This is a genomic window from Nocardia sp. CC201C, from assembly GCF_030010695.1.
In the GTDB taxonomy this organism is placed as follows: domain Bacteria; phylum Actinomycetota; class Actinomycetes; order Mycobacteriales; family Mycobacteriaceae; genus Nocardia; species Nocardia otitidiscaviarum.
The window spans coordinates 1-7498 of the sequence record NZ_JASCXP010000373.1 but is presented as its reverse complement, the minus strand read 5'-3'; the positions used below and the strand labels follow the sequence as shown (position 1 = coordinate 7498).

Below are 7498 nucleotides of genomic sequence, written 5' to 3'. Positions count from 1 at the left end.
ACGGTCGCGGGATCCCAGCCGCGCATCCGGGACAGGCTCGCTCGCGACACGGCGGCACTCCCCCGCTACGAGGTGCCGTGCAGGTATCCGTCCAGCCGCTCGGTGAGCGCCTGATCCAGCGCCTCGTAGGTGGTGGCGCCGTGGTCGGCCGCATCGGCGAAGCCCCGCACCTGCCGAGCCATATCGCGCAGCGCCGTCCGTAGCGGTTCACTCAATTCGACGGCGGCGGACCCGATGGCCGAATTCGGCATGGCCCGCCCCACCGTCGCGATCAGTCCGACCGGATCGATGCCACCGATGGCATCGGCCTCCCCACGCACCCCCGCCGCCATGACGCGCAGGGCCTCGATATCGGTTCGCAGCATCTCCCCCATTGGAAATCCCCTTTCTGCCGGGAAATCTAGCAGTCAGCCGAGATCCCGGCCGGGTGAGAACGTTCGTTGGGGATGATCCGCGCGCTGTTCACATCCCGGGCGCACGGTGGTCGCACCCGACCGGCGGGTGCGGTAGAGAGGACATATGCACGCAGCCCGATTGCGTCGCCTAGTCATCACGCCGGTGTCGATCTGCATCGCGGCGGCGTTCACCGCGGCCGCGGCCACACCGGCGGCTCCCCCGTTCGACACCTACGTCGCACTCGGGGATTCCGCGGCGGCGGTGGGGTCGCTCGACAGAATCCAGCCGGGCAGTCCCCGGTTCTGCGACCGCGCCGCCGACAACTATCCGTCGGTCGTGGCGCGCACGCTGCGGGTGCGCGAGTTCGTCGATGTCAGCTGCAGTGGAGCGAAGACCGCGAATATGACTGCGCCGCAGGTCGGCCGCGGCGGAGCGGTGAACCCACCGCAGCTCGACGCGCTCATGCCCGACACCGACCTGGTCACACTCACCATCGGGGGCAACGACATCGGTGTCTTCGACGTCAATGTCATCACCGCCGCCCAGCTCACCATGCTCACCGAGCGCATCGGGGCGATACTCACCGAGATCCGTCGGCGCTCCCCGCACGCCACCGTCGTGCTCACCACCTACCTGCGGTATCTGCCCACGAGCGGACAGTGTTTCGGCGTGCTCGACCACGGTGGCGGACAGCGTCTCACCGACACCCTGCGCGAGCTGGCCCGCGCCCACGGCGCCCGCTTCGCCGACAACTACGCCGCGACCGGACACGACATCTGCGCACCGGTCGAGGTCCGCCGGGTCAATGGTCCGCGCCCGGAGACACCGACCGTGCCGCTGCACGCCAATGTCGCGGGACAGGCGTATCTGGCCGCGGTGGTCGTCGACGCGGCGCTGGCCTGACCGCCGGAAACCCACCGCCCCTGCCGGTTCCCCGGCTTTCCGGCTACGCTGGCCCCGGCGAGCAATCTCGTTGCCGCCCTGAATAATTGGTCGCCCACGCCGCACGGAATCCCGGACAACGACGTCTCCACCGACCTGACGAACCTGCCGTGCTCGAGCCTGTGGGATCGACAGTTGGGACTGGGACAGATGCACACACTCGACAGCTTCTCCACCCGCAACGGCGGCTTCCGCGACGTCGTGGTGACGGCGGTGGAGATGACCACCTCGATCGCCGCCGATACCGAGGGCACCTGGCAGGGCCTGCTGGCCGGGGCGAGCGGAATCAGCACCCTGACCTCTCCGGAGATCACCCGCCACGAGCTACCCCATGCCATCGGCGGCACCCTGGTCGACGACCCCACCGCCGGTCTGGACCGGGTTCGCAAACGGCGCATGTGCTACGTGCAGCAGATGGCGTATGCCATGGGAAAACGCCTGTGGGAGAACGCCGGAACACCCGAGGTGGACGCCGACCGGCTGGGCGTCTGCATCGGCACCGGCCTCGGCGGCGCGGACACCATCGTGGCGGCCGACGCGGCCATGCGGGAACACGGCTACCGGAAGGTGTCGCCGTTCGCGGTGCCCATGTCCATGCCCAATGGCGTATCCGGCGTGGTGGGTCTCGAGGTCGGCGCCCGCGCCGGTCTCGTCACGCCGGTATCGGCGTGCGCCTCCGGCTGCGAGGCGCTGGTGCACGCGTGGCGTTCCATCGTGCTCGGCGAGGCGGACATGGTCATCGCCGGTGGCGTCGAGGGCTATATCAATCCCGTGACCATCGCCGGATTCTCGATGGCGCGGGCGCTCAGCTCCCGTGTCGACGATCCGGCGCGGGCCTCGCGCCCCTTCGACCGCGATCGCGACGGTTTCGTCTTCGGAGAGGCGGCGGCGCTGCTGATCGTGGAATCGGAGGACCACGCGCGGGCGCGCGGCGCCACCCCGCTGGCCCGGCTGCTCGGGGTGGGGCTCACCGCCGACGGTTACCACCTGGTGGCCCCCGATCCGGAGGGGCAGGGCTGTGCCCGCGCGATGCGCCGCGCGGTCGCGACGGCCGGGGTCAGCCCGAGCGAGGTCGACCATGTCAATGCCCACGCCACCGGCACCACCATGGGCGACCTGGCCGAGGCGCGGGGTATCGCGGCGTCGATCGGCCGCCATCCGTCGGTGTACGCGCCGAAATCGGCGCTGGGTCATTCGGTCGGCGCGGTCGGCGCGTTGGAGGCCGTCATCTCGGTGCTCACGCTGCGCGATCAGGTGGTGCCGCCCACGCTCAATCTGGACAATCAGGATCCCGAAATCGAACTGGACGTAGTTCATTCCACTCCGCGGCACATGAATGTGGAGTTCGCCCTCAACAATTCGTTCGGCTTCGGCGGGCACAATGCCGCCGTACTGTTCGGACGCTACTGATCACGGATACGACGGCGAACATTTTCGGGGTCCCCGGCATCGACCGGGCGGCGGATGAGATCATGCCGTATCGGCGTGGTCACCCCGTACCCCGTGGTCTGCAAACCGGTTGGGAGCCACGGGAGTACGAGCACCCGGTACCACCGCCGAACCGCAGAGGAAATGAGGACGATGAGCGAGAACCCCGAGATCCAGGGAGCGGAACCACCGACGCGCGGCAATCGCGTGATCGTCGCGCTCATGGCGATCGCCATAATCGGCGCGCTGTTCACCGCCGCCATGATGGCGGGATGACCGAACTCAGTCGCCGTCGCCCGAACGCGCCGCCGTGACACGCTGCTCGTAGCGGGCGACCGCGGCGGCCACCTCGGGCCACCAGGTCAGGAAGTCCTCGCGCATCCCGTCGGTACCCAGCACGCACAGGGTGCCGACGGTGGTGCCGACCTTGCGCGCCAACGGGGTGAGTTCGGGCGGCAGGGTCATCTGCCGGAACACATTGGACAGCCGGATGGCCACGATGTCGTTCACCTGCTCGCGCAGCCACTCGACCGACATCCGGAAGTCGTCGCGCAGCAGCACCTCGAGGAACGGCGCGGCCACGCGCAGCAGTTCCTCGGCGTCGAAATCGGTTCCCGGACGGACGAATCCGTGCCTGCGCAGGGCGGCGTCCAGTTCCGCGGGCGTACCGTTGAACAGCACCTCGCTGATGTCGGCGACGATGGCACGGAAGTCGCGCGGATATCCGGCGCAAGCGCCGAAGTCGACCACTGCGAGTCGGCCGTCCGGCAGCATCAGGAAGTTCCCGGGATGCACGTCACTGTAGAGCAGACCGCAGCGCCGATAGGACATCTCCAGGAAGCGGAACACCCGCCGTCCCCACCGGCTGCGCTCGTCGACCGCGACACCGCCGGAGATGAGTCGGGTCAGCGCGATACCCTCGACCCAGTCGCTGACCAGCACGTGTTCGGTGTGTTCGACAACCGCGGGCACCAGGAAGTCGGGGTCTCCGGCGAAGGCGTCGGCACAGCGCTGCTGATTCGCCGCCTCCCGGTGGTAGTCCAGTTCGTCGCCGACCATGGAGCACACCATGTCGACCACCGCGTGCACATCCGCGCCCGGCATGACCGCGCCGATGATTCCGGTCACGCTGCGCAATTGGCTCAGATCCGACGCCACCGCCTGCTGTGCGCCCGGGTACATGACCTTGACCGCGACCTCGCGGCCGTCGTGCCAGACGGCGCGGTGCACCTGCCCGAGTGAGGCCGCCGCGGCCGGTCGATCCGAGAAGTCACGGAATCGCTCCCGCCACCGGGGGCCGAAATCTTCGGCCAGCACCTGATGGACGAGCGCGGGCAGCATCGGTGGCGCAGAATCCTGTAATCGGGCGAGGGCAGTGCCCGCTATCTCCCCGAATTCCAACGGGACCAGCGGTACGGCCGACCGATACACCGACGCCAGCTGGCCGAGTTTGGCCGCGCATCCGCGCAATTCGCCGAGGACGTCGACCAGATGCTCGGCGGTGCGCACCTGAATATCGCGATCGATCTCCGCCGCGGTGCGCCCGAGCATGCGCCGACCCAGGCCGGCCGCGCGCCGTCCCGCATACGCGACGGGTACGGCCGCCAATTTCGCATCGCGCCGCAATCGCCCCGTCGGCGCCGGTCCCGCATCCTTGCGGTGCCGCCCCGGAAACGGAATCACCCGCCCCGAAGTCTGCCTGCCACTCACCATTCACACACCGCCCACTGTTCCCTGCGGTGTGTAGTCTGTCACACGCTCCGGCGACTTGCGAATAGCACTGTTCGTCAACCGCGCGCGCCGGGATTCACCCGATCAGGATCAGGCCAGACCCCAGGCGTGCAGGATGTAGGTGATGTTCGCGGCGATATTGGTGACGACGTTGGCGAGATTCAAGGCGGCGGAACCGAGATCGATAATGGGCATGGCTGTTCCTCTGAACTGGACTACATGAACCATGTCGAAAGTAGTCAGACGTCCAGAACTTGGCGATGATCGATGGCCTATCGCACAGCGGGAGCGCCGGCGTGACCGACCTCTCATCCGTGTCGCTGCCCCAGGTCACGGCAATCGGCGGGTAACACTCTGGAGATGACGATCCTGGAGCGCGGACTGTCGGCGCTGCTGACGGCGGAACGCGCCATCCGGCCGAACTACCCCGGTGTCGTGGTCGCGGCCATCTTCTTCGCCTGGTCGGTATCACCGTCGCTGCTCCCGCGCACCTGGCTGTTCCAGGGACTCGTCAGCGGCGTGAGCGCCGTGATCGGCTATGCCGTCGGCTGCGTGCTGGAGTGGGCGTTCACGCGCTGGGTGCGGCCGCGGCTGCCGGAGCGCGCGTGGATCGCCACACTCATGAATCCGCCGCAGCGCGTGCAGGATCTACTCAAGGCGGGCACGGTGGTGGCGGTGGTCGTCGGGGCGGCGCTCATCCTGGTGCGCTCGGCCCGCTGGCAGCGCAACCTCCAGACGATGATGGGCATGGAGCCGACCACCACCTCGAGCTATCTGCGCACCGAACTGCTGGCCTTCGCCACCGTCGCGCTGATCATCCTGGTGTTCCGGCTGCTGCGCTGGGCGGTGCGCCGCCTCACCCGGGCGCTCAATATCGATCTGCGCGTCCCGCGCCCGATCGCCCTGCCCGGCGCGGTGGTGCTGGTCGCGGTGTTCTGCGTACTGCTGTGGCAGGGCGTGCTGGTGAAAGCCTTCTTCTCGGTGGCGAACTCGGCCTTCAGCCTGCGCAACGGCCACACCTCCGCGGCCGCCCAGCAGCCCGCGCTGCCGGAACGGTCCGGCAGTCCGACGTCGCTGGCGCCGTGGGACACGCTCGGTTCCGAGGGGCGCTGGTTCGTCTCCTACGCACCGTCGGCCGAGCGCATCACGGCCGTCACGGGAAAGCCCGCACGCGAGCCGATTCGGGTCTACGCCGGGCTGGAGTCGGCGCCGACACCCGAGGCCGTGGCCGATCTGGTGGTCCGCGAACTCGACCGCACCGGCGCTTTCGACCGGCGGGTGCTGGTCGTGGTCACCACCACCGGCACCGGGTGGGTGGACTCGACCACGGCCGCGGCCATCGAGTACATGTACGGCGGCGATACCGCCATCGCGGCGACGCAGTACTCGTATCTGCCGAGCGTGCTGTCGTTTCTGTCCGACCGCGACAAGGCCACGGAGGCCGGACGGCGGCTGGTGCACGCCGTGCACGCGCGCTGGGCCACGCTGCCGCCGGAGGCGCGGCCGAAACTGCTCGTCTACGGCGAGAGTCTGGGTTCGCAGGGTTCCGAAGGGGCGTTCACCGGTCTCGATGACATCCGCACCCTCGTCGACGGGGTGATGTGGGTGGGTCCGCCGAATTCCAATCGCATCTGGAGTGCGTTGGAGGCGCGACGCGATCCCGGCACCCCCGAGATCCTGCCCGTCTACGCCGATGGACTGGTTGTTCGATTCGCCGGAAGCGCTGCGGATTTGGACCGGCCGGACGCCCAATGGCTGGATCCGCGCGTGGTGTATCTCCAGCACGCCTCGGACCCCATTGTCTGGTGGTCGCCGGATCTGCTGTTCTCCCGACCGGATTGGCTCGCCGAACCGCGCGGTTCGGATGTCTCACGGTCGGTGCGCTGGTGGCCCATCGTCACCTTCTGGCAGATCAGCGCCGATCTGGCCAATGCCCAGAAGGTTCCGGCCGGGCACGGCCACAAGTACGGCACCCTGGTCCTGGACGGCTGGGCCGCGATCACCCGGCCACCGGAGTGGACACCGGAACTCGCGCAGCGTATCCGCGTGGCCCTCGACGCGGACATCGACTGGGAGTACGCGCACAAGTGACGCGCGCGTGCGCCTAACTGACGGCGCGCAGATGGCCGCGACGGCGGAATTCGTCCTTGCGCTTGCGGCGCTCCCGCTCGGACAGGCCACCCCAGATGCCGAAGCGCTCGTCGTGGGCGAGCGCGTACTCGAGGCACTCCCCTTGCACTTCGCAACGGCCGCAGACCAGTTTGGCCTCGCGGGTGGAGCCGCCCTTCTCCGGGAAGAAGACGTCCGGATCGGTCTGGGAGCACAGTGCCAGTTCACGCCACGCCGGATCTTCGGCCTCCACCAGCGGAACGATGGCTAGCTGTTTGATTGCCATTGGAACCTCCCTCGTCTGTCATGCGTCTTCGATCGTCCGATACTCGCAGTGATTTCTTGTGGATCACTTCTAGTCGAATTAGGTAACCATAAGGTAACTGTCTCATGAGTAGTTGTCATCTCGAGACCTGGCGACCAGCCCGCGTGCCGCGATCGACCAGGTAGATCCGCACGCCGCACCCCCGGACGACCGTCCAGCAAGACTCGAGTAGCGGTTGCTGAAATCCGGGGCTACAATCCTGGCGACCTTCGAAACCGCTTGTCGGCCATGTTTTTTGAGTGGTTGCGGCAGGGGGGTACAGAGCCCGGAGACCGTATGCGTTTCCCGTGGTCGACGCGAGTGCGGAAGTGCGGAACTTGTCAGAATCATCCAGTCCCCCGGACGGCGAACCGACCCCACACAGCATTCGCGGTACGCGTCAGCCCTATCTGGCGCTACTGGTCTGCGCGATCCTGACCACCGCGCTCGGCGCCGCCGCGGTGTTCTTCGCACCCACCGCCGCCCGACTACCGATAACCATCGGTGTGCTGGTGGCGGCGATCACGGTGTGCGCCAGTGTGACAGCGGCATTCCACTACCGGGTGGAGGCCGACCGGGCGCGTGCTG

The 7498-nt window shown here is 68.0% G+C and carries 7 protein-coding genes and 1 pseudogene; 5 read left to right on the top strand and 3 right to left on the bottom strand.

What is annotated here, in order from left to right; genetic code table 11:
• Nucleotides 1-65 precede the first annotated feature (65 nt).
• Entirely contained in the window at nt 66-365 is a 300-nt protein-coding gene (locus QK444_RS28815) for a hypothetical protein (RefSeq protein ID WP_282785275.1), read from the bottom strand.
• Between the two features lie 154 nt (nt 366-519).
• Here QK444_RS28815 and QK444_RS28810 point away from each other — a divergent pair, with 154 nt between their 5' ends.
• The 3 genes from QK444_RS28810 (at nt 520) to QK444_RS28800 (ending at nt 3042) form a co-directional block, all read left to right on the top strand.
• On the top strand, nt 520-1299 hold the full coding sequence (locus QK444_RS28810; protein WP_282785274.1) for an SGNH/GDSL hydrolase family protein: 780 nt from the start codon (nt 520-522) through the stop codon (nt 1297-1299).
• A 189-nt stretch (nt 1300-1488) separates the two neighbouring features.
• Nucleotides 1489-2748, top strand: a complete 1260-nt coding sequence (locus QK444_RS28805) for a KasA/KasB family beta-ketoacyl-ACP synthase (RefSeq protein WP_282785273.1) — start codon at nt 1489-1491, stop codon at nt 2746-2748.
• 171 nt (nt 2749-2919) lie between these two features.
• Nucleotides 2920-3042, top strand: coding sequence for a hypothetical protein (locus QK444_RS28800; RefSeq protein ID WP_255056468.1), 123 nt, complete (start codon nt 2920-2922; stop codon nt 3040-3042).
• Between the two features lie 6 nt (nt 3043-3048).
• Here the strand turns inward: QK444_RS28800 and QK444_RS28795 are convergent, their stop codons facing one another.
• Nucleotides 3049-4317: an AarF/ABC1/UbiB kinase family protein gene (locus QK444_RS28795; RefSeq protein ID WP_282785272.1), complete on the bottom strand. Its 1269-nt coding sequence runs from the start codon at nt 4315-4317 to the stop codon at nt 3049-3051.
• A 540-nt stretch (nt 4318-4857) separates the two neighbouring features.
• Between QK444_RS28795 and QK444_RS28790 the strand changes: the two genes are divergently transcribed.
• Nucleotides 4858-6588, top strand: a complete 1731-nt coding sequence (locus QK444_RS28790; protein ID WP_282785271.1) for an alpha/beta-hydrolase family protein — start codon at nt 4858-4860, stop codon at nt 6586-6588.
• A gap of 13 nt (nt 6589-6601) precedes the next feature.
• Here the strand turns inward: QK444_RS28790 and QK444_RS28785 are convergent, their stop codons facing one another.
• A complete protein-coding gene (locus QK444_RS28785) occupies nt 6602-6892 on the bottom strand; it encodes a WhiB family transcriptional regulator (protein WP_029932929.1) in 291 nt (96 codons plus the stop codon).
• 356 nt (nt 6893-7248) lie between these two features.
• Here QK444_RS28785 and QK444_RS28780 point away from each other — a divergent pair.
• A pseudogene (locus tag QK444_RS28780) lies at nt 7249-7498 on the top strand (hypothetical protein); the annotation flags it as partial.

Bases quoted from the DNA above. Each gene is read 5' to 3' on its own strand.
- QK444_RS28815 (WP_282785275.1), bottom strand. From the start codon at position 365: ATGCTGCGAACCGATATCGAGGCCCTGCGCGTCATGGCGGCGGGGGTG.
- QK444_RS28810 (WP_282785274.1), top strand. From the start codon at position 520: ATGCACGCAGCCCGATTGCGTCGCCTAGTCATCACGCCGGTGTCGATC.
- QK444_RS28805 (WP_282785273.1), top strand. From the start codon at position 1,489: ATGCACACACTCGACAGCTTCTCCACCCGCAACGGCGGCTTCCGCGAC.
- QK444_RS28800 (WP_255056468.1), top strand. From the start codon at position 2,920: ATGAGCGAGAACCCCGAGATCCAGGGAGCGGAACCACCGACGCGCGGC.
- QK444_RS28795 (WP_282785272.1), bottom strand. From the start codon at position 4,317: ATGCTCGGGCGCACCGCGGCGGAGATCGATCGCGATATTCAGGTGCGC.
- QK444_RS28790 (WP_282785271.1), top strand. From the start codon at position 4,858: ATGACGATCCTGGAGCGCGGACTGTCGGCGCTGCTGACGGCGGAACGC.
- QK444_RS28785 (WP_029932929.1), bottom strand. From the start codon at position 6,892: ATGGCAATCAAACAGCTAGCCATCGTTCCGCTGGTGGAGGCCGAAGAT.